19 protein-coding genes are annotated in these 23,755 nt (G+C 55.2%); 12 read left to right on the top strand and 7 right to left on the bottom strand.

All coding sequences use genetic code 11. The features are described from left to right. Positions 1-20: 20 nt before the first annotated feature. The 3 genes from HOP58_RS12535 to HOP58_RS12525 all read left to right on the top strand — a co-directional run bounded on the left by HOP58_RS12535 (position 21) and on the right by HOP58_RS12525 (position 3,430). Positions 21-1,655 (top strand): hypothetical protein, encoded by a 1,635-nt coding sequence (locus HOP58_RS12535; protein ID WP_234260462.1) that lies wholly within the window; start codon positions 21-23, stop codon positions 1,653-1,655. A 150-nt stretch (positions 1,656-1,805) separates the two neighbouring features. Then, complete coding sequence (locus HOP58_RS12530) at positions 1,806-2,471, top strand: hypothetical protein (protein ID WP_234260461.1); 666 nt, start codon at positions 1,806-1,808, stop codon at positions 2,469-2,471. Positions 2,472-3,253: 782 nt separating this feature from the next. Next, positions 3,254-3,430 (top strand): hypothetical protein, encoded by a 177-nt coding sequence (locus tag HOP58_RS12525; RefSeq protein WP_234260460.1) that lies wholly within the window; start codon positions 3,254-3,256, stop codon positions 3,428-3,430. A 601-nt stretch (positions 3,431-4,031) separates the two neighbouring features. Here HOP58_RS12525 and HOP58_RS12520 read toward each other — a convergent pair. The 5 genes from HOP58_RS12520 to hemA form a co-directional block, all read right to left on the bottom strand. Next, entirely contained in the window at positions 4,032-5,231 is a 1,200-nt protein-coding gene (locus HOP58_RS12520) for an MFS transporter (protein ID WP_234260459.1), read from the bottom strand. Positions 5,232-5,309: 78 nt separating this feature from the next. Next, positions 5,310-7,163, bottom strand: a complete 1,854-nt coding sequence (asnB, locus tag HOP58_RS12515; RefSeq protein ID WP_234260458.1) for an asparagine synthase (glutamine-hydrolyzing) — start codon at positions 7,161-7,163, stop codon at positions 5,310-5,312. Between the two features lie 22 nt (positions 7,164-7,185). Then, on the bottom strand, positions 7,186-8,256 hold the full coding sequence (locus tag HOP58_RS12510; protein ID WP_234260457.1) for a Gfo/Idh/MocA family oxidoreductase: 1,071 nt from the start codon (positions 8,254-8,256) through the stop codon (positions 7,186-7,188). After that, positions 8,253-8,756, bottom strand: coding sequence for a GNAT family N-acetyltransferase (locus HOP58_RS12505; protein WP_234246956.1), 504 nt, complete (start codon positions 8,754-8,756; stop codon positions 8,253-8,255). Before HOP58_RS12505 ends, HOP58_RS12510 begins: the two co-directional genes overlap by 4 nt. Continuing rightward, a complete protein-coding gene (gene hemA / locus HOP58_RS12500; protein WP_234260456.1) occupies positions 8,756-9,988 on the bottom strand; it encodes a 5-aminolevulinate synthase in 1,233 nt (410 codons plus the stop codon). The genes HOP58_RS12505 and hemA overlap by 1 nt, the downstream gene beginning before the upstream one ends. A gap of 156 nt (positions 9,989-10,144) precedes the next feature. On the opposite strand from hemA, the gene HOP58_RS12495 reads away from it, so the two are divergent. The 3 genes from HOP58_RS12495 (at position 10,145) to HOP58_RS12485 (ending at position 14,994) form a co-directional block, all read left to right on the top strand. Further along, the gene (locus HOP58_RS12495) at positions 10,145-11,002 is read left to right on the top strand and encodes a helix-turn-helix transcriptional regulator (protein WP_191224576.1); all 858 of its coding nucleotides are present in this window, start codon (positions 10,145-10,147) and stop codon (positions 11,000-11,002) included. 42 nt (positions 11,003-11,044) lie between these two features. Beyond that, the gene (locus tag HOP58_RS12490; RefSeq protein WP_234260455.1) at positions 11,045-11,677 is read left to right on the top strand and encodes a hypothetical protein; all 633 of its coding nucleotides are present in this window, start codon (positions 11,045-11,047) and stop codon (positions 11,675-11,677) included. Positions 11,678-11,838: 161 nt separating this feature from the next. Next, on the top strand, positions 11,839-14,994 hold the full coding sequence (locus tag HOP58_RS12485) for an AAA family ATPase (RefSeq protein WP_234260454.1): 3,156 nt from the start codon (positions 11,839-11,841) through the stop codon (positions 14,992-14,994). On the opposite strand, the gene HOP58_RS12480 is transcribed toward HOP58_RS12485, so the two are convergent. Further along, positions 14,917-16,644 carry an FAD-dependent oxidoreductase gene (locus tag HOP58_RS12480; RefSeq protein WP_234260453.1) on the bottom strand — a complete coding sequence of 576 codons (1,728 nt, stop codon included), beginning with the start codon at positions 16,642-16,644 and terminating at the stop codon, positions 14,917-14,919. The genes HOP58_RS12485 and HOP58_RS12480 overlap by 78 nt on opposite strands. A gap of 236 nt (positions 16,645-16,880) precedes the next feature. Here HOP58_RS12480 and HOP58_RS12475 point away from each other — a divergent pair, with 236 nt between their 5' ends. The 4 genes from HOP58_RS12475 (at position 16,881) to HOP58_RS12460 (ending at position 18,950) form a co-directional block, all read left to right on the top strand. Beyond that, the gene (locus HOP58_RS12475) at positions 16,881-17,321 is read left to right on the top strand and encodes a VapA/VapB family virulence-associated protein (RefSeq protein WP_276574762.1); all 441 of its coding nucleotides are present in this window, start codon (positions 16,881-16,883) and stop codon (positions 17,319-17,321) included. A 189-nt stretch (positions 17,322-17,510) separates the two neighbouring features. Then, complete coding sequence (locus HOP58_RS12470) at positions 17,511-18,005, top strand: GNAT family N-acetyltransferase (protein WP_234260452.1); 495 nt, start codon at positions 17,511-17,513, stop codon at positions 18,003-18,005. A gap of 215 nt (positions 18,006-18,220) precedes the next feature. Further along, complete coding sequence (locus HOP58_RS12465; RefSeq protein ID WP_234260451.1) at positions 18,221-18,499, top strand: hypothetical protein; 279 nt, start codon at positions 18,221-18,223, stop codon at positions 18,497-18,499. Positions 18,500-18,557: 58 nt separating this feature from the next. Then, on the top strand, positions 18,558-18,950 hold the full coding sequence (locus HOP58_RS12460; RefSeq protein WP_234260450.1) for a hypothetical protein: 393 nt from the start codon (positions 18,558-18,560) through the stop codon (positions 18,948-18,950). A gap of 179 nt (positions 18,951-19,129) precedes the next feature. On the opposite strand, the gene HOP58_RS12455 is transcribed toward HOP58_RS12460, so the two are convergent. Further along, positions 19,130-20,310, bottom strand: a protein-coding gene (locus HOP58_RS12455; RefSeq protein WP_234260449.1) for an IS3 family transposase whose coding sequence is annotated in 2 segments (ribosomal slippage) — positions 19,130-20,011 and positions 20,014-20,310 — 1,179 coding nt in all. Because the reading frame shifts where the segments join, the coding sequence is not laid out codon by codon here. Positions 20,311-20,797: 487 nt separating this feature from the next. On the opposite strand from HOP58_RS12455, the gene HOP58_RS12450 reads away from it, so the two are divergent. Continuing rightward, positions 20,798-21,382, top strand: a complete 585-nt coding sequence (locus HOP58_RS12450; protein WP_234260448.1) for a hypothetical protein — start codon at positions 20,798-20,800, stop codon at positions 21,380-21,382. A 163-nt stretch (positions 21,383-21,545) separates the two neighbouring features. Then, complete coding sequence (locus tag HOP58_RS12445; RefSeq protein WP_234260447.1) at positions 21,546-23,495, top strand: hypothetical protein; 1,950 nt, start codon at positions 21,546-21,548, stop codon at positions 23,493-23,495. Positions 23,496-23,755 lie beyond the last annotated feature (260 nt).

The raw sequence follows: 23,755 nt of genomic DNA, 5'->3' as shown, positions 1-23,755 counted from the left end.
CATTTATTCATGGGTAAGACATGGTTACATATACACAAGATGTAAAAGAAAATAGCCGAATTGAAATTTGGACTAGAGCTATTAGGAAGTTAACTGTTGAAAGAGACAAGCAGCGGATATTAAAACCTAACTACATTAGAAGGTTGTGGGACTACGCTTTTGACGAAATAATCCCTTACGAAAGTCCTAATGAAGAGTTCATTGAGTCTTGGGCAAACTTTTCTAATAACTTATATGAAAGCAAGCAGCCACAACAATTAAAAATAGCCTATTTTTGTGGTCCGGAACCAGAAAATGATTTAGAAATAATGCTTGAGCTCGGTGTTCAAATTGAAAATGTGTGGGCTATCGAATCTGATAAAAGTATGTACTCTTCAGCCTTGTTGAGTGCTCAAGAAAAATATCCTTCATTGAAAATTTTTAAAGGAGTGATATCTGAACTAATGAAGGTGATTTCATTTAAGTTCGATATTATATATCTAGATTTCACTGCTCCATTGTTTAGTAAAGCTTCCAAGCCAATACTCACGATAAACTCCGTATTTGAAAGTCACTCACTGAGTGACCTAGGTGTTTTGGTCGTAAATAGTTCTCTACCAGATAAAACGGATGAAAATATAGAACTATTATCGGCTTACTTTAGGAGTCATGCTTTTCTTGAGGCGTCTATATACAGTGGAGATAGCAAAGACGCAAGTTTCGTAGAAGGGGCAGACTGTCACGGATACATAGGAAAAGGTGAAATCGATGAAAATGAACTTGATGAAGAAGACTCTATATTTGAAGATCTAATTGAATCTAACTTTGAATCAGCATATAGTGCATTTTCTACACACTACCCAACTATTGCCGCAAGTTATATACAGCCGATGTTAAGAGTTGGTAGCAGTTCAGCTCTAAAGCGGATGTTTCTGAAAATGAATGATCAAGAAATTAAATCCAATCTCAGAAAAATGGTTACGATTCCTGATTACGATACCGTTGATGATTTTGAATCCGATGACACTTTAAAGGTGTTATCTGGAGGTGAAGTGTATGAAAACCATGAAGATTTTCCAATTTGGAATTTTATATTAAGGCTTAAAGATTCTAAGACTAACTTAGGAAAGTATTGGTACCAGCAATTTACCACCAATAAAAAGACTTTGTCGTATTTAGAAAGCATACAACTCTATGATCTGCTTAGAAACGCACAATATTCATATAAAGACACACTATCCAAAGATTTATCCAAGTCTATTGAAGAAATAATTGCAGCTCTTCCCGACAAAAATGGAGGTGTTTTCTGTGATGTGCCAATGCCACATCTGTGGATAGAACTCGCTCTTAATCATTTAGGTAATGCGCACCACGCCAATATGGATGCGCACTGGAGAGCAAAATATAAAGCAAAAAGTAGAGAAATGTATCTCGACTTGTTTGTATTTGACAATTGCCGCCCCCTTTATGATTGGCTTCCTATGTTAAACTTATACGGGAAAGATATGGCTATTATTGAAAGGCAAGTTATTGTTAGGGCTTGTATGGATGCTATTACTAAGCAAAACCACTATTCATCATTTTTTAGCTATTACGGCGCAAACTTAATAGGCATTGGAACAAAAAGGTGGTCTGCTTTTGGTGAGCTTAAAGAGCGGTACGATCTAAATGTATAACAAGAAAATGTTGTTGGACGTGGTGTTCCCCACTCCAGTGTCCACTTTGTCGGGGGAAGTCCACAGCCTTCGGCTGCCAGACGCTCGCAAGCTCGCGCCGGTGTGCGCGGCGTTAATTTGAGCAAAGCAGCAACACTTCGAGTTAAATAAATGATGAAATATGGAATTGGGTTGCTTGTAGCGCTATGTATATTGGTAATTGGATATTTTATTGGTGCTACTGAACATAAAAACATGTTCTCAAACGTAAAGTGGACTGATGTAGGCACGCTTCTTGTAACTTTTTTTGGTTTTTCTTTCGGTTTCTTCACTTATTTTCAATGGCTAAGTAGCAAGCGTAAAGAAGATGCCTACTTTGCTGCTAAAAAGTACGTTGCTTCAATAGATGAAATAGAAGAGCACTTGCATGAACTGCTGTTTCAGTACAACCACATATGTCCAGTTCCTGGATTGCAGGTGGAGAGTAAAGGCATATCAGTAAAGCGTATTGAGCATTTAAATAATGTTTGGAGTCACTTATATCAAGCCCGACGAGATCTATATAAGTCACACCGCGAACTAGAATTTTGGAGTGTAAAACTAACAAATGTTTTTTCTGAAGACTATGAGGCCATGAACAAGTTGCTGGATAATGTTAGCGTAGTAAGCTCCGCGCTCAATAATCAGCTGTTTCATTTTATTGAAAGCCATATGGAGAATATGGATTCTGTCATTCGGCATAAAAAGCAGTTTGATGAATTGTATAATGGCATACTCCAAATCACTCAAAAGCGCGTGCAGTGTGGCTTTAAAGCAATTTTTAGGTTTGGCCAGTAATTAAACTAACAAGGCCAGGCACGGCAACGGTTTTTTCGTTGCGGCTTCGCCTTCGCTACAAACCCACGCGTGCTGGCGGCGTTAGTTTCAAAGATACAGGGAGCATTCGTGCCGACTTACTTTTTCTCATGCTCGTACCCGCTGGAGCCAGGGTCCGTTGTCAACCCCGGTAACTGGGGGAGGATAGTCGCTTCATACCGGACGGATGGCTTTGGAAACCCATGGCTGCTTTTTCGGGAAGAGATTTTTGAAAGTGTCCGAAAAAGTAACTTCCCGCAAAAGCCAAGTAGATACGAAGGCATTTTCCTCTGTGAGTCTGAACAAAACCTAAGGGATTTTCTTCAAAGTAACAACCGCGTGCTGGACCTCATTTATGAGGTAGAGCTAACGGACCCAAGTGCACCCATTCACAGGGGCTGCTTGTCACATCTAGATTTTGCCGCGAGAGAGGATCTTTCGACTTTAACCGGCAAGGCAAACGACTATTGGAATGCGCGACAGGTGCACACGCCAGAAATTCTCGTAGAAAGCAGCATCAAAATTTTGAGGCGGATCTAAATTATCAATCGCAGGCACGGTGACATCTTTTCCATTGCGGCTTCGCTTCCATTCCAAAGCCGCGCATGCTGCGGGCGTTAGATCTACAACTGGGAGGTCGATCCTGTGTCTCGGAAAAAACCAAGAGAACGAAACCTGGTTGAAGGTTTTGCCTGGGCTGGAAATCATGATTGATTTCTACAACCTGAGCGCCCGCTGCGACTTCCTTGCTAGGAGCCTGGCTGTTGAACGTGAACGCTGTCAACATCAGTGAAGGTTGTCCACTTTGGGGTGCGGCAAGGATCGATGTCAACGTCAGTGAAGGTTGTCCGCACCCCCATGCGCAGCGCGGCCTGTTGTGTGCCTCTACCCTGGTGGAGCAGGGGGTGGCCCGCGGCGTTTATCTTCAGGCCGGCCACTGAGTGCGATAAGTAATAAAAAAGCTACCGTCACGGTAGCTTTTGTCGGTAAAGAGCAATCTAACTTATTTTTTTGAGGATTTGCTAGGTTTTAATTCCGGGGTATTTCCCGGTGTGTTTTTATTGTCACGTCGACGTTGATCAAGTTTCCCTGTTGATTTGGCAGTTGGTTTTGGGCCTGGTTTAAGAGCCATGGTGGTTTTCCTTATGTGTTTGAGAGCAAGCCTCTCATGTGTCAATGTACCTGTATTGATGCATGTGTCAATAGGCATGAGATGGATGCAGTAATGGTTTCCGTCTGACCCACACCTCGTGGGCTCCCTATAGTTAAGCAGTGTTTTGTGCCGTTTATCTGATTTCCCACTTTGTCGTCTTGGGAAACCCTTTCTTGAAACGGCATAGGGTGTCATCCCCCATCATGCTTCGCCCTTGGTGCGGGGGTTTTGCATTGTAGGTGGCCAGATAGTTGTCCTGGTCCTGCTGCATCTCTTCTAGGGCATCTCACCAATAGTTGGCAGCGACGACGCTAAGCGACGTGCCACCAACTTTCAGACCGGCTTTCAGGTACGTATAATCAACCGGCGCTCTATTCTCTCCCGATACCTCAATTACAGGAGCCAACTTGCGTTTCGGCTACCAGCGTTCGCGGCCGGCGCAGATTAACGATCTGCAGAAGAGCACCCAGCGCTGCTACACCGCCAGCGCATGCTGCCAGTGACCAGACAGGTAGCTGCAGCAGCAGTACGAAGCCTCCGCCTGCTGCACCAATGGCGCTGCCCAAGTACAGCGCTGATTCGTTCAGGGCAATGGCTAGATTGCCGTCGCCCTTAGCTTGGCGGGCCCGGATAAGTTCGTTGTTTTGTGGCACTTGCAAGGCCCAACCAACGGCTCCCCAAAGAACGATCGGTAGCATCACCAACCAAGTACTTAGCGCAGCCGTAAGCGGTAGAACAAATAATGATACTGCAAGAATCAACATAATGGCAAAGGTCACATTTGGCCCCTTTAGACGATCTACCAGTGGCCCGACCAAGAAGCTGCCGAGTACACCGCCAATGCCCCAGACCCAGAGATAGGGTGTGACTGAGCGCACGGCGCCATAGGCCGGGTCAGCCAATAGCGGAGCGATGAAGGTGTACATGCCTAGGCTGGCAATGGCCGCAAGCAGGGAGACTGTAAGAATGACAAGCACATGGCCGTCGCTGAGAATAGTCAGCTTCTGTCTTAACGAGCTGGCTGTCGCTACAGGCAGGGCTGGAAGTTTTAGCAGCAAGCCGACAAAGGCAATCAAGCCGAGTAGGGCGACAAGCCAAAGCGCCGATTGCCATCCCATCTGCTCGGCAAACAACAGGCTGAGCGGTACGCCAAGCACCACACCGCTGGCCATGCCTCCCATAATGATTGCAATGGCCTTGCCGCGGTGTTCTGGGGTGGAAACTGCCGCAGAGGCGCCAATGCCCATGGCCAGGTATACGCCGGCACCTACACCCGCAATGGCGCGCCAGATCATTAGCACAGTGAAGCTTTCGGCCAGTGCGCTCGCGGCATTGGCGATGACGAACAGGCCTAGAGACAAGAGCAGGCCGGCACGCTGTCGATGGGCTGGGGTCAAGGCAACAAAAATTGGAGAGCCCAGTCCATAGGCGAGGGTGAAGGCAGTAACCAATTGTGCAGCCATCGACACGGATACCGCGAATGAGGCTTCGATCATAGGAATCAGCCCAGCGGTAACGTAGGAGGCCATGCCGAGGGCAAAGGCTCCCAAGGCTATTAGGTAAACGGAAGATTGGTTAGGAGTATTCATACTCATTGCTCACTTGGGTTCCAGGTAATATTTAAGGGAAGGGATGTGGCCCCGAGTCGGGACCACATCGCGTGAGAGCTAGAGTTCGAGACTCACGTCGTACTCGTTCAGCCAACTGTTGAGGCCGACCGCCAACTCCATGCCCATGCGCTCGTACATGGGCGAGACACTACCGAGCGGCTTGGCAAGTGTTTGCTGGATTCGGCCTCTGTCGAGGAGCGGCGTCACCGGCGCGTTTCGATCAGCTTGGATGGCGGCTAGGGCATCGCGTAGGGTCTGTTCGTAGGCAGGGTCTTGGGTCGAGGGGTAGGGGCTCTTGACCCGCTCGCTGATCGACTCCGGCAGCAGGTCTCGAGTCGCTGCGCGCAGGATACTTTTCTCCCGCCCATCGAAGGCTTTCATGGCCCAAGGAATGTTGAAGGCATACTCGACCAACCGGTGGTCACAGAAGGGCACCCGAACCTCGAGACCGACGGCCATGCTCATGCGGTCCTTGCGATCCAACAGGGTCTGCACAAAGCGCGTCAGGTTGACGTAGCTCATTTGACGCATACGCTGGTCTATCGCATTTTCGGTCGGCAGTACCGGTGCTTCGGAGATCGCTTGGGTGTAGCTGTCATGCAGGAAATTCTGCATGTCCAGCTGTGCTAGCAGTCCCTGATCGAACAGAGGCTTACCGTCGAAATACTTGCCCGTGACCGAGGTCAGCCAGGGGAAGGTGTTGGCCTGGATCGCCTCAGGGTCGTGGAACCAGCGGTAGCCGCCGAATACCTCGTCCGCGCTTTCCCCGGACAGTGCCACTGTCGATTGCCGGCGCACCTCCTGGAACAGGCGGTAGAGCGACGGCCACATGTCCCCCCAGAAGGCCGGAGGCAGGTCGAGGGCGCGAACGATCTGCGCACGTAGCGCTGGGTCGGCCAGTTCGCGACTGTCGAGGACAATTTCCTGGTGACTGGAGCGGATCTTCTCCACTAGATCACGGACAAATGGGGCATCCGGCGTGCCGCGCACGGCGTCGCTGGTGAAGCCGCTGCCGTGATCAACGAAGTCGACGGAAAAGGAGCGAATGTTCTCCTTGCCGGCTGCCAGCAGTTTCTTCGAAGCCAGCGCGGTGATGATTGAAGAGTCGAGCCCGCCTGAGAGCAGGCTGCATAGCGGTACGTCAGCGATTATCTGGCGCTCGACGATGTCCTCCAGCAGGTCGCGGGTATGGCGAATGGTCTCGTCCAACGAGTGGCTATGCTCACGTGCTTCCAGCTTCCAATAGTGGCGGCGGTATAGGCCTTGGCGGTTGATTCGCACTACCTCGCCTGGCATCACTTCGTTCATGCCGGCGAATACGGCATGCCCCGGCGTTTTCACCATTTCCAGAATTTCTCGCAGGCCATCGGCGCGCACTTTACGCGGCACCAGGGGATTGGCCAGCAGAGCCTTGGGCTCGGAGCCGAATACCACACCGTCGGAGGTTTGGAAGTAGTACAGCGGCTTGACACCCATGCGATCGCGAATCAGCAGTAGTTCTTGGATGCGCAGATCCCAAATGGCGAAGGCATACATGCCATTGAGACGATCCACGCAGGCTTCGCCCCATTCCACATAGGCGCGTAGAACCACTTCGGTATCACTGCGGGTCTCGAACTGGTGTCCGAGTTGCTGCAGCTCGGTGCGCAGCTCTTGGAAGTTGTAGACCTCGCCGCTGTAGGTGATAGCGGCCACTTCGCGCAGGCCGCCGTGCATGGCTGTCATTGGTTGACGGCCACCTTCCAAGTCAATGATCGACAGGCGTCGGTGTCCTAGGCCGACTGGACCGTCGATCCACAGCCCACCGGCATCCGGTCCGCGCAGGGCCATAGTGTCGGTCATGCGTTGGAGGGTGCCGCGTTGCGTTTCCATGTTCTGGCTGTAGGACAGCCATCCAGTGATTCCACACATAGTCTTTCTCCTTGTGAGTGAGCTATCCAAGGCTTTCCAAGTCGCTGTCCTCGGCCAGCAGCACGCGCGTTTCGCCATGGACGTAGCGAACCGGTGGTGGGGTTTGGGCGTGGTTGTCGAGCTCGTTAAGCAGGCGCTGTAGCTCCATGGCGGTTTCGAGATCGGCGAAGACTTGGGGTGGTTGCTCCTTGAGTGCCACTGCGTGAACCACCTGCCGGCATAGACGCGAGAGTTTGTGCAGAGTGTCGAGTCCAGGCTTGTCAGGGGCGGCTGCGAACTCGTGCAGCAAGTCCTCGGTTCCATTGGCGTTGCGTGTCCAGATTCGAAGCTGGTCGTGGTCCCAGCGCGGCGTGTCGAACACTAGGCGTGCGTGTATTAGCCGGGTATCGCGATCGACGAAGCTGAAGTCCACCGTGCGCTGGCGTGCGATGTTGACGAAGCTGGCGTAGCCGGTGACCTGCGCCTCACCCAGACTGGCGGTGAGCTGCACGGTGTCGAGCACCTCGCTGCCGGAGATCGAGAAGTCCGAGCGCACACCGAGTACGCCATGCAACTTGAGCTGGCCGGCGCGTGGGCAGATCCAGCCGAGTAGATCCAGTGCATGGATCACTTCGCTGGTCACACCGCAGGTGGGGCGGTAGTCGTTGATGCGATCCTTGCCCCAGTGGAAGCTGGCGCGCACCAGTTGCCAGTCGTTGCGTTCGACCCACTCGCGCAATTGCCGGCTGACGTCCGAGTAGCGCTCCACTAGATCCAGGGCAAAGCCACTGATGTGCTCCAGTGCGCCTAGCAGCTGGTCCAGATTGTCCTGCGGCGTAACCAGCGGCTTCTCGCAGATCACGAAGCTCCGGTAACCGGCCAGCTGTTGCAGCACTGACGCATGGCTGTGATCGTTGACGCTGACCACGACGATATCCGGTGCGAACTCCTGCAGCGCCCGGCCGACGCTATCGAAATAGGGCAGCTCGGTCGGCTTCTGCTGGCGCCCGACGTAGGCCAGCGACAGTGGCAAGCCAGTGCTCGCGGCGATATGTTCGAAGGCGCGTCGGTAGCGGTTGCCGGCATAACCTAGACCGATGATCAGAATTTTCATGCCGAGGCCTCCTGACGGATCAGCAGGCGCTCGTCGCTGATGACGAAGCCCAGTGTCTGGTACAGCTTGTCGGCAGCCTCGGTGCTCTGAAGCACCACGGAGCCTACGCTGCAGCTGGCGAACCAGCGCAGCAGGTTCTGCATCAATTGCCGGGCTATGCCACGGTTACGCCATTGCGGCTCCACCACCACCGACTGTACCCAGCCGGACAAGCCGTTAAGGCATCCGGGAGCTGGTGCACGTTGATCGATAATCGCGGTTGCACAGCCAAGCACTTCACCAGTTTCCTTGTGTTCTGCGGCTAGAACATGCACGCAATTGCTTGTGTTTAAGTGGCTGCTCAGCCAAGTGCGGTAAGCCGCGCGCCAGCGCATTGAGTCTTCTGGTGTCTTGCTCGAATACATGGCTTCAGTGCCATCCAGCAAGTAAGCACGCAGCTCCACTAGCCTGTTCAGGTCGGCCACCATCGCAGGGCGCACGATAAGGAAGGGCAGATCCATCAGGCCACCTCCGCGCTGAACACTTGGGACGCAAGCGGAATGGAGAAATGTTCGAATGTCTCGCGTAGTGATACCGCCAAATGCTCGATTTGAGCGTCGCTGTGGTTCGGTGTGGCATTCACGCGGAAGCGCTCGGTACCTACCGGTACCGATGGATAGTTGATCGGCTGCAAGTACACACCGTGGGTATGCAGTAAGCGTTCAGCCGCAGATTTGCAGCGCTTCGCCTCGCCCACCAGCACCGGTAGTACGTGCGTCTGTGAGCAGGGCATGACTGGGATGTCATGTTGTTGGAGGTATGCGCGCAGCTTGGCCGTTTGAGCGTGCAACCGCTCCCGCTCCGCACTGTTGGCCTTCAAATGCTCGACACTGGCCAGGCAACCAGCGGTTATTGCCGGAGGAAGCGAGGTGGTAAAAATGAAGCCGGTAGCGAAGGAGCGCACGGCATCGACAAGCACATGAGTCGAGGCGATATAGCCACCAATTACCCCAATGGCCTTGGCCATGGTGCCTTGAATAATATCTACTTGATCGGTAAGGCCGCGTTCAGCCGCTATGCCCGCGCCACGAGGGCCGTACATGCCAACGGCATGTACTTCGTCGAGGTAGGTGAGCGCGTTGTAGTGCTTGGCAACGGCGACGATCTCTTCGATGGGGGCGATGTCTCCGTCCATCGAATAAACTGACTCGAACACCACAAGCTTTGGTCGATCCAGTTGATAGCTGGACAGTATCTGCTCTAGATGGGCTACGTCGCTATGACGGAATATCTGGCGCTCGTTGGGCGTAGAGCGGATGCCGTTCACGATAGAGGCGTGATTCAGTTCGTCGCTGATCACCACGCAGTTGGGAATGCGGCGTAGAAGGCATTGGATGGTTGCGTCGTTGGAGCCGAAGCCGGTAGGGAAAACCAGAGCAGCTTCCTTACCGTGCCAGTCGGCGAGGCTTGCCTCCAGGCGTGCGTACACTTCGTGAGACCCACCAATATTGCGTGACCCGCCTGAGCCGGCGCCATAGACCCCTAGCGCCCTGTGCATCTCGGTAAGTACGCACGGATGCTGGGACATGCCTAGATAGTCGTTACTGCACCAGATGACTACGGGCTCTGGGTGATGATCGCTCAGCTTGGCTAACGGGTACTGGCCGCAGAGACGGCTGAGGGTGGTGAAGGTTCGATACTGGTTGGAGGACTTCAGAGTCTCTAGCTGATCGCGAAGAAGTGACTGGTACATCCTGTTGACCCCTTTGCAGATTGATGACACATCAATGTGTAAACTCTTAATCAAGCAAGAGTCCTGGCCCAGGTTCGTCAGCCAGGAATGGGTATTCTTCTTCGGTTTCTCGAAGGGTACAATTTGACCGTTTATGCTATTACTTGAGGTAACCCTATGAGCGCACCTCAGACACCCTCCCAGCACACCCGGGCAGAGCTGGCTGAATTTCTTCGTAGCCGCCGCGAGCGAATCTCACCGAAAGAGGTGGGATTGCCTGCTGGCGGCCGGCGGCGCACACCGGGGCTGCGCCGCGAAGAGGTGGCAGCCTTGGCTGGGGTTGGCTTGTCTTGGTACACGTGGCTGGAGCAAGGGCGGGATATTAAGGCATCTTCTGCTTTTCTCGATAACCTCTCACGAGTGCTCAAGTTGGATGAGACCGAGCGCCGTCACCTTTTCTTGCTAGCTCATCAGCGGCTGCCACCGGAGCTAGGCCATGCCATTTGTGTGGTTCCACCGTTGATAAATCGGTTGATAAATGACATCCCTTCACGACCTTCCTATGTACTTAATCTGCGCTGGGATGTGTTGATTTGGAATTCAGCCGCAGACCGGGTGTTTGGTTTTTCAAGTCGCCCCGCCGATAGGCGAAATCTTTTATGGATGCTGTTTACTAGCCCCGGCATGCGTGAGCTTTTCTCTCCTTGGGATGAGCAAGCGCTACAGATTTTATCGAGCTTCCGTCGTGACTTCGTTCGTGCCATTCATGATAGCGATATCACCGACTTGGTGGCGGAGCTAGAAAACGTATCGCCTGATTTCAAGGCCTGGTGGCAGCAGCAGGACATTCATGGTCCATGCCAAGGCATTCGCCATTTGCAGATACCCACGATTGGGCAAGTAGAGTTCGAGCATACTTCATTGTCTATTGATGAAGATCGCCACCTGCGTCTTGTGTACTATGCAGCAAAGGAAGGTAGGCCTGAGAGTCGAGCTTTTGAGAAGTGGCTTCAGCAAGAGCCGGTTCAGGTCTAGAAATCGCTTTTGTGGCCGAGAATTATTTTTTGGAGTTGATTTGTGGACAGAGCAAAAGGTGCTTTGGCTTCATTGAAGGAGCTTGATGCGAGATATTTTAAAAAATTCAATGAATGTTATCCATTGTATGTTTCTGAGGAGGCGGAAAGGGTTTTTGGGCCCAGCGAGCTCTACGAAATGGCTATTGAGGCCCAGGTGCTCTTAACGTTGCTTGGTGATACTGCGAAGAATCGTATGAATTACATAGGGTTTAATATGTTGTATCCATTCAGTAATCCTGTGGACTGGTATAGCTGGAAGGAGAAAATAAAAGACCGAAAAGTTCCGCAATCCATCTATTTTGCAATTGGGGTGAGGATGGAGGCGGAGTTTAATAGGATGGAACAATTTGTCGAAAGGAATGCGTGGGAAGAATATTCGAAGCTTTCCAGTTCTGAGTTCTCCGTCTCTTGCGGTAGATATATTGAACATTTTGAAGATTACTCTCAAAAAGAAGAGGCTGAAGATTTTCCTGATGCAGATGATAGGTATGGCTCATCCTCTATCCATATTGAAACTTTCAACTACAATCAGGCTGTTGAAAAAGCAGCAGTGAACAATTTAGAAAAGTGGCACAAAAATACTGGGATTTGGTCTAATATAAGCAACGTAGCAGCAAAAATATTTGGTGTATAAGATGGCAGGGCGCTATAGCATTGCTCTGGTGCTCACGCCATCTCTTGATGTGCTTTTCTATCGGTAAATAACCAGTGTGCCATGACACACTCCAATCGGAAATGTAACACTAAAAGAGAAATCAAGCACGATACTCCACCCACCCGTCAAAGGACCCCAAATTGATCATCCCCCAAGACGGGCGCTTGCGGCTGGATCGTGAGCGCTTGAAGCAGCATCGCAAGCGGCTGGGCCTGAGTCAGGAGGCGCTGGCCGAGTACTGTTTTGATCGTCGCTTGTGCGTCTCCATCGCTTCCATCAAGCGAGCGGAGAGTGGCAAGGCGGTGCTGTATCGTACCGCGCGCCATCTGGCCGAGATCTATGAGGTCGAGGTCGAGGAGCTGTCGGCGGAGGCCGAGGAGGCTGCCGTTGTCGCTTCCGATATCGAGGAGATGGAGAGCGCTCGCGTACTGATCCAGCTGCACGCCGTAGCGGCCGACCCCTCGGCGCTGGCGAGCTGGGTGCAGCATTTTGGCGGTAGCCTGGAGGAAGGGGGCACGGCGCTGTTCGGGCTGCCCCGGGCTTACCGCAGCGATGCCCAGCGCGGCCTGTTGTGTGCTGCCACCCTGGTGGAGCAGGGGGTGGCCCGTGGGGTTTATCTTCAGGCCGGCCACTGGCCTACGGCTACGCCGCTTTCGATGTCGGGTGGGCAGAGCGGCGTGTGGGTCGAGCGTGGCGTGGCGGTGCAGTTGGCGGAGCGCTTCGTTTTCGATGACGAAGGCGGGGAGTGGCTGCGCTATCGCCAACCCCGGGACGAGGCTCATGACGCTCGCTTCGAGCTGGTAGGGCGCCGGGTGCAGTTGGGCCAGCTGCAAGCCATCCTGGAGAGCACCCAGGCTTACCAGGCTGGTCATCTGATCTACATTCGCGGTGTGGCCGGCATCGGCAAGACGCGCCTCAGCGCCGAGTTCGCCGAAATGGCCGCGGCCCATGCCGATCATCACCAGGCCGAGGTGCTGGATTTCGGTACCCGAGCCGATGAAGGCCCGCTGATGCAGCTCGCCCGTTCGCTGCTGCAAGCTTCCGGTGAGGTGAAGGGAGAGGAATTAGCCGAGGCGCATCTGCTGGCCCGTCTCTCGGCGCTGCGCCTGCCCATGGATCACGCCATGCTGCTGCGTCCGCTGCTGGGCTTGCCTCAGCCGGAGGAGGCGCAGTCGCTCTATGCCGCCATGACTCCCGCGACCCGCAGCCAGCGCTTGGTACTGGCACTGCGCGATCTGCTCCTGGCGCGCTCCATTCATCGCCCGCAACTGGTGGTGGTGGAGGACCTGCACTGGGCCGACGAGGCGCTGCTGGCCACGCTCACCGGGCTGCTGCAGGGTACCCAGGAAGCGCCGGTGATCTGGCTGTTCACCTCGCGCCTGGAGCAGGACCCGCTGGAGAGCCGCCTGCGCCCGCAGCTGCCGGAACTGCCGCTCACCCTGATCGAGCTGCCGCCGCTGCGCCCGCAGGAGGCCGAGGCCCTGGTGGCCAGCTACGGCACGGTGCCCGCCGAGCACGCCGCCCGCTGCGTGACCCAGGCCCAGGGCAACCCGCTGTTCCTGACGCAACTGCTGCTGTTCCATCCTCACCGCAGCTTGCCGGCCAGCCTCGCCAATCTGGTACAGAGCAAACTGGATCAGCTCACCGATCTGGATCGTCGGGCCATGTGCATCGCCGCGGTGATGGGGCAGCGCTTCTCCCTGGCCTCGCTGCAGGAGGTGCTGGGGCAGGCCGATTATCAGCCTGAACTCCCCCAGCGCTACAGCCTGGTGCGTCCGCTGGAAGAGGACAGCTACCGCTTCGTGCACGACCTGATCCTGCAAGGCATCTACGAGGGCATTCCCAAGATTCAGCGCGACCGCCTGCACCTGCGCCTGGCCGCGCTCTACGGCGAGGCGGAACCTGGCTTGCGAGCGCGCCACCTGCATCGGGCGCGCTCGCTGGAGGCGCCGAATGCCTTCCTGCAAGCGGTGGCGGCAGAAATGGCCCGCTACCGGCACGAGGAAGCCATGGCGCTGCTGAGGGACTGCCGCGCCATCGACTACGCGCCGAAGGATGAGTACCGGCTGATGCTACTGCAGGGCCAGGTGGCGATGGCCACCGGACAGATCCAGGCGGCGCGGGAGCACTTCGAGGCGGCGCGTACCTTCGCACGGGAGGAGGGGCAGCGCATCACGGCCGATCTCTGGCTGGCCCGGGTGCTGAACATGCTCGATGCGCTGGTGGCAGAGGAGGCGATTCTCGACGGCCTGCTGCCCCTGGCCGAGGCGCTGGAGGACCCCTTGCCCCTGGCCGAGGCGCTCTATCTCAAGGGCAATCTCTATTTCCCCCGGGGCGACTTTGCCACCAGCCGCGCCTATCACACTCGCGCCCTGGAGCAGGCTCGCCGTGGCGGCGACGTGCGCACCGAGATCCAGGCCCTGAGCGGGCTGGGCGATGCCCATTATGCCGAGGGGCAGATGCTCAGTACCCTCGAGCTGTTCGATCACTGTGTAACGTTGTGCCGAACCCATGGCCACGCCGATCTGGAGGCTTCCAACCTGTTCATGCTGGGTACCGCGCGCATTTACGCCAACCAGACCGACGCGGCGCTGGCCGACTGTTTCGATGCCGCCGAGCTGGGCAAGCGGGTCGGCAATCGCCGTGCCGAGGTGGTGGCGCGGCTCACGGCGGGGTGGATTCTGCTCTCCCAGGGCGAGCCTCATGCGGCGGACGAGCAGATCGAACAGGCGCTGACGGTGGCGCGTGGCCTGGGCTCCGGTCGCTTCGAGGCGTTTCTGCTGGAGAGTCGGGCCCGGGTCGAGCTGATCACCGGGCGGCTGGCCGAGGCGCGAGCCAGCATCGAGCGCGCCTGGCAGCTGGTCGAGCAGCACGGTCTCAAGGCCTTTATTGGCCCCTGGGTGCTGGGTACTCGGGCGCTGCTGGAAGAGGAACTCGAGACGCGCCTGGCGACGCTACAAGAGGGCGAAGCGCTGTTGGATGCCGGCTGCGTGGGGCACAACGGCTATCGCTTCCTGATCGCGGCGGCGGAGGTCAGTCTGCTCGACGGGCGCCCCGAGGCGGCCCGCCACTACGCTCGGCGCCTGACCCAACTGATGGGGGCGGAGCCCTGTGCCTGGGGCGAGCACCACCGCGCCCTGATCGAGGCCCACGCCGCCTGCCTGGAGAGCGGGGGCGAGCATGACCAGGGGGGCGGCGAGTCGAGCGCTCAGGCCGCCCTAGAGGCTTGCTGGCAGCAGGGTGAAGCCGCCGGTCTGCGGATGACCCTGCCCTGTCTGGCTGCTGGGCGGCGCTAAGCGCAGCGGATTGGCGCGACGCTCCGGTGCCGCCAGCAGCAGCGTGACGAGATGCGCCGACTGCTCCAGGCACTGCTCCTGCAGGCCGGCACCGCGCGTCCAGCCGCCGGCGAACAGCAGCGGGCAGACGTCCTGCCGGCCCTCGAAGCGCTTGCGCGCGGTGCTCTGGTTGTAGCGCTCTATCTCCGCCTGCGCCTCGAGGCACTCGGCATCCAGCACGTTGTGTTTGAACAGGGTCCAGGCCTTGGCTTCCAACGCGCTCTCCATCGGCGGCAGCCGGTCGCGGTAGCCAGACTCGCCGGGGGCGACACCCGCCAACGCTACCGGGGCATCCAGCGGCGCGGGGTGCCGGTCGAGCATCTCGCTGCGGGGAATCCGGTTCAGGTCATCCACCAGGGAGACGAAGTACTGCGGCAGGCCTGCCCGGTCGTAGCAGGGGTTCTCGGCATCGTTCTGATGACGATTCGCCACGTAGTCGATGCGGTAGGGGAAGAAGGTGTCTTCAGGGTTGCGCACTTCGATGTTGTAGGTGCGCCACAGGTTGCGATTGGGCGGCAGCCGAGCGGCGGAGGTGTGACAGACGCCGAAGCTGCGGGTGTAGCGCACCTTGCCGAGAATGTGCTGCAGCTCCCGCTGGGTCTCGCTCAGGCCGTCGCCGAAGGTCAGCAGTGGCAGGGCGTCTTCGGCATGGGTGGCCATGATCAGCAGGTCGGCCTCCCAGCGGCGCTCGCCGGGCGCACGCTCCGTCAGCGTCACGCCCTGGGTCGAGAGGCTGGCTTCCACGTCGATACCGCGCAGGATCTTCACCTGCGGCCCCGGTGTCAGCGGATTGACCAGATGCGCCGCCAGCGCCTCCAGCCAGTGCTGGGCGCCGTGCTCGAAGTAGCGGCGGTCCGGCGGTGAGCCGCCTTCCTGAATGCGGTAGTACTCGAAGGGCGCCTGCAGCGGCATGCCGCCTGGGCCGCGGTCGTCGGCGAAGTACATGGCCGAGATACGCGGGTAGTAGATGCTGTGGCGAATGCGCTCCAGCCGGGCCGATAGCTCCGGGTCGTCCCAGTCGATGGTGGCGCTCAACTGCTCCGCCGCTTCGTTCAACATCTCGGCGGGAGCGGCCACGCAGCCATCGAAGAAGTCGTCCACCGTATAGCGCGGGGTAATGCGTCGGCTCTCCACCAGATTGATGGCGCTGCGGTGAACCACGGCGATCAGCACTGCCAGCCGGCCCCCATCGACCAGGCTCAGCTCATGGGCCGGGTCGCTGACGCCGCGCACCAGATCCCGGTCGTCGGTGAGGGCCATGCTGCCGTCGCGGCTGAAGTAGCACTCGCTGTTTTCCAGCGGCTTCATGCGCTCCAGCTCACCGATCTCGGCGAGTATCGTGCGCAGGCGGTGGTAAGTGGCCAGGTTGACGTCATTCACCCCCAGGTCGGCCCAGCGGCGGTAGGGCGTCTCGGGCTTGCCCGGCATGCGCCGGTTGCCCAGGTCGACCCACACCGTCTCCGCGTTGCCGCCCAGGGTGGCCTTGCGCTCGAACAGGGTGACCTCGATCTGCCGGGCCGCCTCGCTGCCGAACTTCTGTAGGTAGTAAGCCAGCGACAGGCCGGAAACCCCGCCGCCAATGATGGCGACCCGCAGCGGTGCATGGTCCATGATGACGCCCCCAGTCGTTGTTTTGAGTAGCTTCCCTCAACAGCACGGCGCAACCAAGGGGGTGAGACGAGGTGATACCGAAGTGATCCGTTGCGCTTCGCGGGGCTGATACCGGCGTTCGTGGTGATACCGAGGTGATGCGGTCGGTATGAGATTCCTCAACTGGAATGACTAGGGCAGTAAGCCGCGGTCGGGTCCGACCGCCATTTCCAGAACAACATACGAGGTATCACCCCATGAACGCTCCGCAAACCATCGACAAGCAGCTGATCGCCCACGACTTCCGTGTCGCCATGCATGGCAAGCTCGAGCCCGAGAAGATCGACGATGTCGCCCAGACACTGGTCGCTTCCGAAACGGCCTATCCTGCCAACGGCAGCGTGGCCAGTCTGATCTTCTATCTGAAGTTCCAGGTCAATATCACCAATGGCGGCAAGACCTTCGACGGCAACGCCGGAGGCGCCTCCTCACCGGGCGGCGGCGCACTCTTCGGGCACGTCTACACGAGCGACCTCGAGCGGCTCTACCGCGATACCGTGAGCTTCGAGTTCCAGGGCACGCCGGTCTACCTGAGCATCCTGTTCTTCGACAGCCACAGCAAACTGCTGGGCCACTTCCAGTCGGGGGCAGTCTCCACCGTCATTGGTGTTGGAGGTGGCAAAGGGAAGTGGCATTGAGTTGAGTACCTGTTTCTTACTTGGTCAGCAACCGGGGGCGCTTAGGCGCCCCCGGCTTTGTTAGGCGGCAATAAAATGTCTCTGTGTCTGTTGGCGTTGCCGGCAACGCTGGCGTAGGGTAAGGAAAAACTGAATAAGCATGCGCATGTAGACCAGCGTGCGTACACCCCTAGGCCACGACAAGACGCCATGCAGCCGATCATGATCAGACACATGGAGCCTGCCGATATTCCGCAGGTGCATGCACTGTACTCCGAGCCGCACGCCTACCTGGATACGCTGCAGCTCCCTTATCAACCGGTCGCCGCCTGGGCGAAAAGGCTCGACTACTCTCGCCCGGGTTTCGTCTGCCTGGTTGCCATTCAAGACGATCAGGTCGTGGGGCAGCTGGGATTGGAAGTCTTCCAGTCTCCTCGTAGACGCCATGTCGCCACATTTGGCATGGGCGTCAAGGCATCCGCCCGGGGCGCCGGCGTAGGATCTTCGCTGGTAGCGGCCGCAATCGAAACCTGCGAGAAGTGGATGAACGTTTCGCGTATTGAGATCGAGGTCTACACAGACAATCACGCTGCCATTGGCCTCTACGAGAAGCATGGCTTTGTGGTTGAAGGAACGTGTCGAAACTACGCTTTTCGCAACGGCCAGTATGTGGACGCACACCTGATGGCGAGGGTAGTGGCTTAGTTCATTGACGTTGGTGGGTTGTCTTTTTCGGCGGTCGCACGTCGCGGTGATCGCCTTTGTAGGCTTTTTCCTACAGATTTATCGGAGAAGTGCCACAGACATACCGGTCTGCGATGGGTACGCTTTCAGTGCAAAAAAACGTGGAGCGCTATAATCGCTCATGCCGCCAGCAGCTGTCAGGCCAGAAGGGTTACAGCCTGAATCGAGATACGTCAATGCTGAAGAGAAAAACGGAACGGCACGGTGGGCTGAAAGCTCTCAATGCACTGTGCGCTATGGTATTGCTGCTTGCTGGGCTGTACCTACTCTTTGCGGGCTATCAGCTTGGCGTTGTGGTGGCAATGGCCTTTGCCGCTGCTGGTATCGCCATCCCGGCCGCCATGGGTGAGAGCGGCATGCTGGAAATACTCATGGCCATGTTCGAAGCCCTGATAGAAGGGTTCATGGTCATCGTTAGCGCCATTTTGAAAGCCATTTCCAGCTTGACTGGCTAGGCTGTTTCTGACAATTCGTCGAGCTCGGGCTCGTTTGTCTCACCTGCTGATGTCATGGATGAACATGCAATATTTAGCCCCGGCTCTCCTTTCCCTTATTGGGCTGCTGGCTGTTTATTTGGCCTCCTTCGTAACTTACTATGCCTACAGCGCCGACGTGCTTGAAAAAAATCAGAAGCGTGCCATCTACTTGATGGCCTGGCTGGTGCCGCTGATCGGGCCGGTAAGCATCATTGCTGCACTGAGGTATGAATTCGCACGGCAAACGCAGCCGACAGGTCCAGTGATCCTGCAAACTGTATTCCTTTGGCGGGCTTTATCGGTGGCCGGCGATCAAAGGAATAAGGCGGAAGCTTCTCACATAGACGGCTCCGGCTCCGGCTCCGGCTCCGGCTCCGGCTCGGGTACAGGGTCGGATTTTGGCGATTGTGGCGGCGGTGGCGGTGAGTGAGCATGATAAGCCAATCTTTTATCTGGAAGGCCCACGATGTTGACTGGTTGGAGCACGAGGGTGTGCCAGAATCCAACGTTTAGGGGGTGCTCTTGTGAATAGATGCTAGAAGGGGCGCTAGAGACTAAAATTATGAAATCTTCCACTGGACTTCCCCCGACAAAGTGGACACGCCACCATCAGTTCATCTCCTCGAACTCTATCGGAGTCCGGTAGCCAAGGCCACTGTGCAGTCGATGGCTGTTATAGTAGCCCTCAATATAGCCCTTGATATGTTTTCGTAACTGACGCAACGTCATGAAGCTGGTCGCGTGCAGCAATTCTCCCTTCAGCGTTTTGAAGAACGACTCCACTTCGGCATTGTCGGTGCATTGTCCCGGGCGGTTCATGCTGTGCCGTACCCGATGATGATTCAGCAGCGCCTGGGTCTTGTGAGCCCGGTATTCGATGCCGCGATCTGTATGGAACAGCAGATCAGGTGTTGGATCCCGACTTATGAAGGCCTCACGCAGGGTGGCTCGGGCAAAGTCTGCGCTCAGACTCTCGCCCAATCGCCAGCTGATGATTCGACGTGAGAACAGGTCCAGCACCACCGCCAGAAACACGTATTTTTTACCCAGCTTAATGTAGGTGACGTCGCTACTCCATTGCTGGTTTATCGCAACCGGCCTTTTGGCCTCTAGTCGGTAATTTGGCAGGGCTTTGAGGTCGTCCCGACGCTTACTCAAGCGGCGATAGACTCGCGTGACACGGGCCTTCATGCCCCATTCCCTCATCAGTCTGGCTACCCGGTTCTCACCCACCACAAGACCTTCTCGGCGCAGGGCCTGATAGACCCGGGGACTGCCATAACGGCCCTTGCTGGCGTTGTAGACGCTGCGGACCTTCAACAGCAGGTCTGCATCTTCAGCGGCTCTCTGGCTGGGCTTCCGGTTTGCCCAGGCGTAGTAGCCAGACCGAGAGATGTTCAGGTGGCGACACAGCGCCTTTACCCCGTGCTGTCCTCGGTGCTTCCAGACGAACCGGAACGCTTCCGTCGTTCCTCTGCCTGAAAACGTTGAAACTTTTTTAGGATGTCATTCTCCTCCTCAAGCTCCGATACGCGGCGCTTCAGGCGAGCGACCTCATCCTGCTCCTGGATCTTCTGCTTAGCATCAGGCGGGGCTTTCTTGACCCGTTTCATGGCGAACTGTCCCTCTCGGTATTCCTTTCGCCAGCGTGACAGCATGAAGGGGTGAATATCCAGTGCTTCGGCAACGCCTTTGACGCTCCGGTGGGCCTGGTGGCTCCACTCCACCGCTTTGACTTTGAACTCGGTGCTATAGCGTTGCGTTTTCTTCCCCGTGATCATCTCGGGCATCGGTTCTCTCCTGTTGGGGAGTTATCGATGCGTGTCCACTGGAGTGGGGGAACTCCACACAGTGCTTGTTTTTGTTGTTATTGGGTGTTCATTCCTTGTGGCTGTTTTTTATAAAGCCACATCTCCTGTGGTTGTTAATGTTGATCCGTGTTTGGTATTTGTAAGCAAGTCAAGTCCAGAGCCTCAATCTCCTAGGTTAGAACACTCGGCCACAGGTGAAAGAGCACTTGTGGTGTCTCTGTCACCTCAAAGGAGTTTCGAGGTGGAGAAATTGTACTCAATGCGAGGTATCGGGGGAGGTTTAAGGAGAAGGTTATAGAAATCAATGGTGGGGTCGCAATGCTGGTTGATAGAGTGGATTCCAGAGGTGATGTGTATATAAGTTTGGGGTCGGGTGATGAAGTAAATAAGATCCTCAGTTTACTATGTTTCGAACCATCGCCATAAGATATCACAGGGAAGGCTGTGGTCGCAGTACGAGCATTACATGTCAATCGATGTCTGGCTTTTGGTCGATGCCATAGAAGGTGTTTTTGTGATAAGAAATAGAAGAAAGGTGGTGTTTTACTCTATCTTCGCTGTTATCGTTTTTGGACTATTTTCTGTTGTTGCGAAACCTGTGGTTTATATCGTTGGCTTGATTTTCTTGGAAGTTGCAAGTCCGCGCAAAGTTTTCTTTGAAGGGTCGCCTGATAAAGTCTGGGAGAATGGATTTGAGATTGAGGTAAAAGTTGATTGTAATCGACTGTATGAGAGAAATGTATATATTTTGTTTGACGGTATTCCTTTTGACAGGGAGGCTGGGGAAAAGCCTAAGGGCGATTTTTATTTTGAGGTTAATGAGGCTGGCGAAAAATATGTGATGAAGAGCGAGGGGCAGTACTTGAGGTATCGTTACTCTAATCATCGAACGTTTCTCCTTTTTGTTCCAGTACGGTTTCCGGAATGGCCGGTTTTAGGCGGGTTAAATTGTTCGGCGCAGCAAGTCTATCTGAAGTTTGATGGTCTCAATTTTGATCCGCAATTTTACGAAATAACCATTAAAATTGAGAGAATTGGTATTGACGGATAGTTGCTCCCACCTGGGGTGGTGACCTGTATTGCACAGTTTGAATTGATAGATGCCGCCTGTCTGATCGTATGTCGGGTTATGGTTTTTGCGAAGTGTAGGTGTGAAGTTTGCAAAAGTAGTGGATCAGGTGTTGAGCACATAATAGATAAGGACGTCGACAAAGATGGAAAAATTAAAGTTGGTTGCGCTTTCTGGTGTCTTAATCAGTGTCATGTTTGTCATTGGTTGTGCAGGAGAGAAGGAGATAGACCAGGAAGGACTTGGCGTGAAAGCGAAATTTGATCAGTTGGAAGCCGCTCATAAAGCCCGCATTGCGATTTTAGATGACCTTGAAGACAAGGCGCTGGCTCAACTGCTGGGGCAAGCGCAAAGTGGCAATTACTACAGTGTGTTGGATCTTGTTCCTTTCCATATGGGGCCCGGTCAATTTGAGTACGCTCAGCCATGGTTGTTGCGAATGGAGGACTACGCAGATATCGCTGATTTGACGGACGCTTATGTGCAGAGTTTGCTGGCGTTCAGTAGCTATGACCACCCCCCATGCATGAGGTATTCAGATCACCATGGTTTTAAATTGAGTCAGGGATTTGAATTTCCATTTCGTCATTATTTGGACTTTTCGCAGATTACATTTGAGGATGGCCGCACGATAGAGATCCCAGAGGTTGCGAACCAGCAGCGGGAAACCGCCGATGTTGTGTACACCGGTGAGAGTTTTTGTTTCAAGGCGCCTTTTACTGCTGGCGATCCGCAGCCACTCAAAGTGACTGGCGAATTTCATGCGGACTTGCCAAGCGACTTGCTTGAGTTTGAATTCACTGCTGATGATGTGGGTAAAACAGCTGAGCAGGGGGGATATTTCGTGACCCTGCTGGAGTTCGAAAATGGGCGCTATGTGATAGAGGTAGATGCCGAGGAAGGCACGCCTATGAATTTTGGCAATAGGGATATCCTTGCCGAAGCAGTTGATGATCATGGCAATTATATTGCCTGGCGCGCAACTGAGCGGGCACCGACGAGCCGCTCTCAACGCATAGATGAGGTGTTGGAAGACCTCTTCCAACGAGCGGAACAGGGGAGTCTGGACGAGGACGAGGCACGTAGTGAACTTGAAGCGCTACGCGATACCCTGCATGAAGAGGAGGGCCGTAAGTTATTTTTGGGCCGCGCGTTCAATGGCATTGTCGACAAGGCACGCATTACCCTAATGGTTTATACCGAAGAGAGCGAATCGGTGAGCCATGAACTGGAGTTGCCCGTGCACAACTTTCCGCACCCGCTAAAAATTGATGATGGCAATCTGGACGCTTTACCTGTAATTCCGCCTACAGCGCCGGTTTATAGTACCCGTGAGGAACACAGGCTACCTACTGTTGAGTTGGATGACGCGCTGATGCAAGAGCGGATCAGAATGAGCCAGTGGCATGAGAAGGGTGAGGGGTTGGACCCGGATAGGGAACACTCAGGCCAGATCGGTTGGTTCTACCCACCAGTGCAAAGCGATCTTTTCATGGAAAAAGAGGACCGGGCAGGGGCCCTGCATGTGCTCGGTACATTCGAGTTTTATGATGCACAGGGTGAGCGAGTTGAAGCGCGCGAGCCGAGAGAGAACGAAAGTGAGGTGATTGCCTTTGAGTACAAGCCGGGAGACAGAGGGGTAAGCGTTGTATATCCACGCATGTTTGGGCGACTGGATTATAGTCCTGAGAGATTCACTGAGACTCCAGCGCGCGTCAAAGGTACGCTACCGATGATTGTCGCGCCGAATCTTATCAAGGACAGTTTTGCCAAAGACGAGCTCCCGGCAGGCATGACACTGAACGGAAATCAACTAGTTGTCGATTATGCTGTGTTTGAGCCACGGGAAGTGGAAGAGGTGCGTGATGATCGCAATGAACGCAGAAATCAGATATTCGTAAAGGACAGCCAGGGCTACCTGGTAGAAATCATGAAACGAACCTATTTCAATCATCAGCCACAACGAACGCCGGTAGATGTTTATTATTTTTATGGTCAGCCGGAAAGCGTCGAGATTTGGTACAAGGGTGCGACCACGCTTGTTGACTATGAATTCGACTTTGAACTAGTTACCAATGCTCTTCAGGCTCAGTGAGCCTGAATTGGCACCTGCGTGCGCTGGACCACGCTGAGCTCGGCCACTGTTGGCGGCGTTGAGGCTGTAGAAAAATCCCGCGACCTACGCGTTTTGGTAGGATCGAGTAAACAGCCGGCTCATTTTGCTGCCAGCGCCACCGGAGTCTGTCAACATAGTTGGCACATGAAATAGTTCTCGCTCTTTAAAATCCGGCTGCCTGTGGCACTGGGTCCCGCTCGGGGTTTAGGTGCACGATCTCTGGCAGGCTAAGTTTCCGG

Origin of the sequence: Halomonas sp. MCCC 1A11062 (assembly GCF_021404355.1) — a bacterium.
Lineage (GTDB): Bacteria > Pseudomonadota > Gammaproteobacteria > Pseudomonadales > Halomonadaceae > Halomonas > Halomonas aerodenitrificans.
This window is presented reverse-complemented; position numbering and strand designations above follow the sequence as displayed.

Coding starts and splice junctions, on each gene's coding strand:
- HOP58_RS12535 (WP_234260462.1), top strand. CDS start 21: ATGGTTACATATACACAAGATGTAAAAGAAAATAGCCGAATTGAAATT.
- HOP58_RS12530 (WP_234260461.1), top strand. CDS start 1,806: ATGATGAAATATGGAATTGGGTTGCTTGTAGCGCTATGTATATTGGTA.
- HOP58_RS12520 (WP_234260459.1), bottom strand. CDS start 5,231: ATGAATACTCCTAACCAATCTTCCGTTTACCTAATAGCCTTGGGAGCC.
- asnB (WP_234260458.1), bottom strand. CDS start 7,163: ATGTGTGGAATCACTGGATGGCTGTCCTACAGCCAGAACATGGAAACG.
- HOP58_RS12510 (WP_234260457.1), bottom strand. CDS start 8,256: ATGAAAATTCTGATCATCGGTCTAGGTTATGCCGGCAACCGCTACCGA.
- HOP58_RS12505 (WP_234246956.1), bottom strand. CDS start 8,756: ATGGATCTGCCCTTCCTTATCGTGCGCCCTGCGATGGTGGCCGACCTG.
- hemA (WP_234260456.1), bottom strand. CDS start 9,988: ATGTACCAGTCACTTCTTCGCGATCAGCTAGAGACTCTGAAGTCCTCC.
- HOP58_RS12495 (WP_191224576.1), top strand. CDS start 10,145: ATGAGCGCACCTCAGACACCCTCCCAGCACACCCGGGCAGAGCTGGCT.
- HOP58_RS12480 (WP_234260453.1), bottom strand. CDS start 16,644: ATGGACCATGCACCGCTGCGGGTCGCCATCATTGGCGGCGGGGTTTCC.
- HOP58_RS12475 (WP_276574762.1), top strand. CDS start 16,881: ATGAACGCTCCGCAAACCATCGACAAGCAGCTGATCGCCCACGACTTC.
- HOP58_RS12470 (WP_234260452.1), top strand. CDS start 17,511: ATGCAGCCGATCATGATCAGACACATGGAGCCTGCCGATATTCCGCAG.
- HOP58_RS12465 (WP_234260451.1), top strand. CDS start 18,221: ATGCTGAAGAGAAAAACGGAACGGCACGGTGGGCTGAAAGCTCTCAAT.
- HOP58_RS12460 (WP_234260450.1), top strand. CDS start 18,558: ATGAACATGCAATATTTAGCCCCGGCTCTCCTTTCCCTTATTGGGCTG.
- HOP58_RS12450 (WP_234260448.1), top strand. CDS start 20,798: ATGTCAATCGATGTCTGGCTTTTGGTCGATGCCATAGAAGGTGTTTTT.
- HOP58_RS12445 (WP_234260447.1), top strand. CDS start 21,546: ATGGAAAAATTAAAGTTGGTTGCGCTTTCTGGTGTCTTAATCAGTGTC.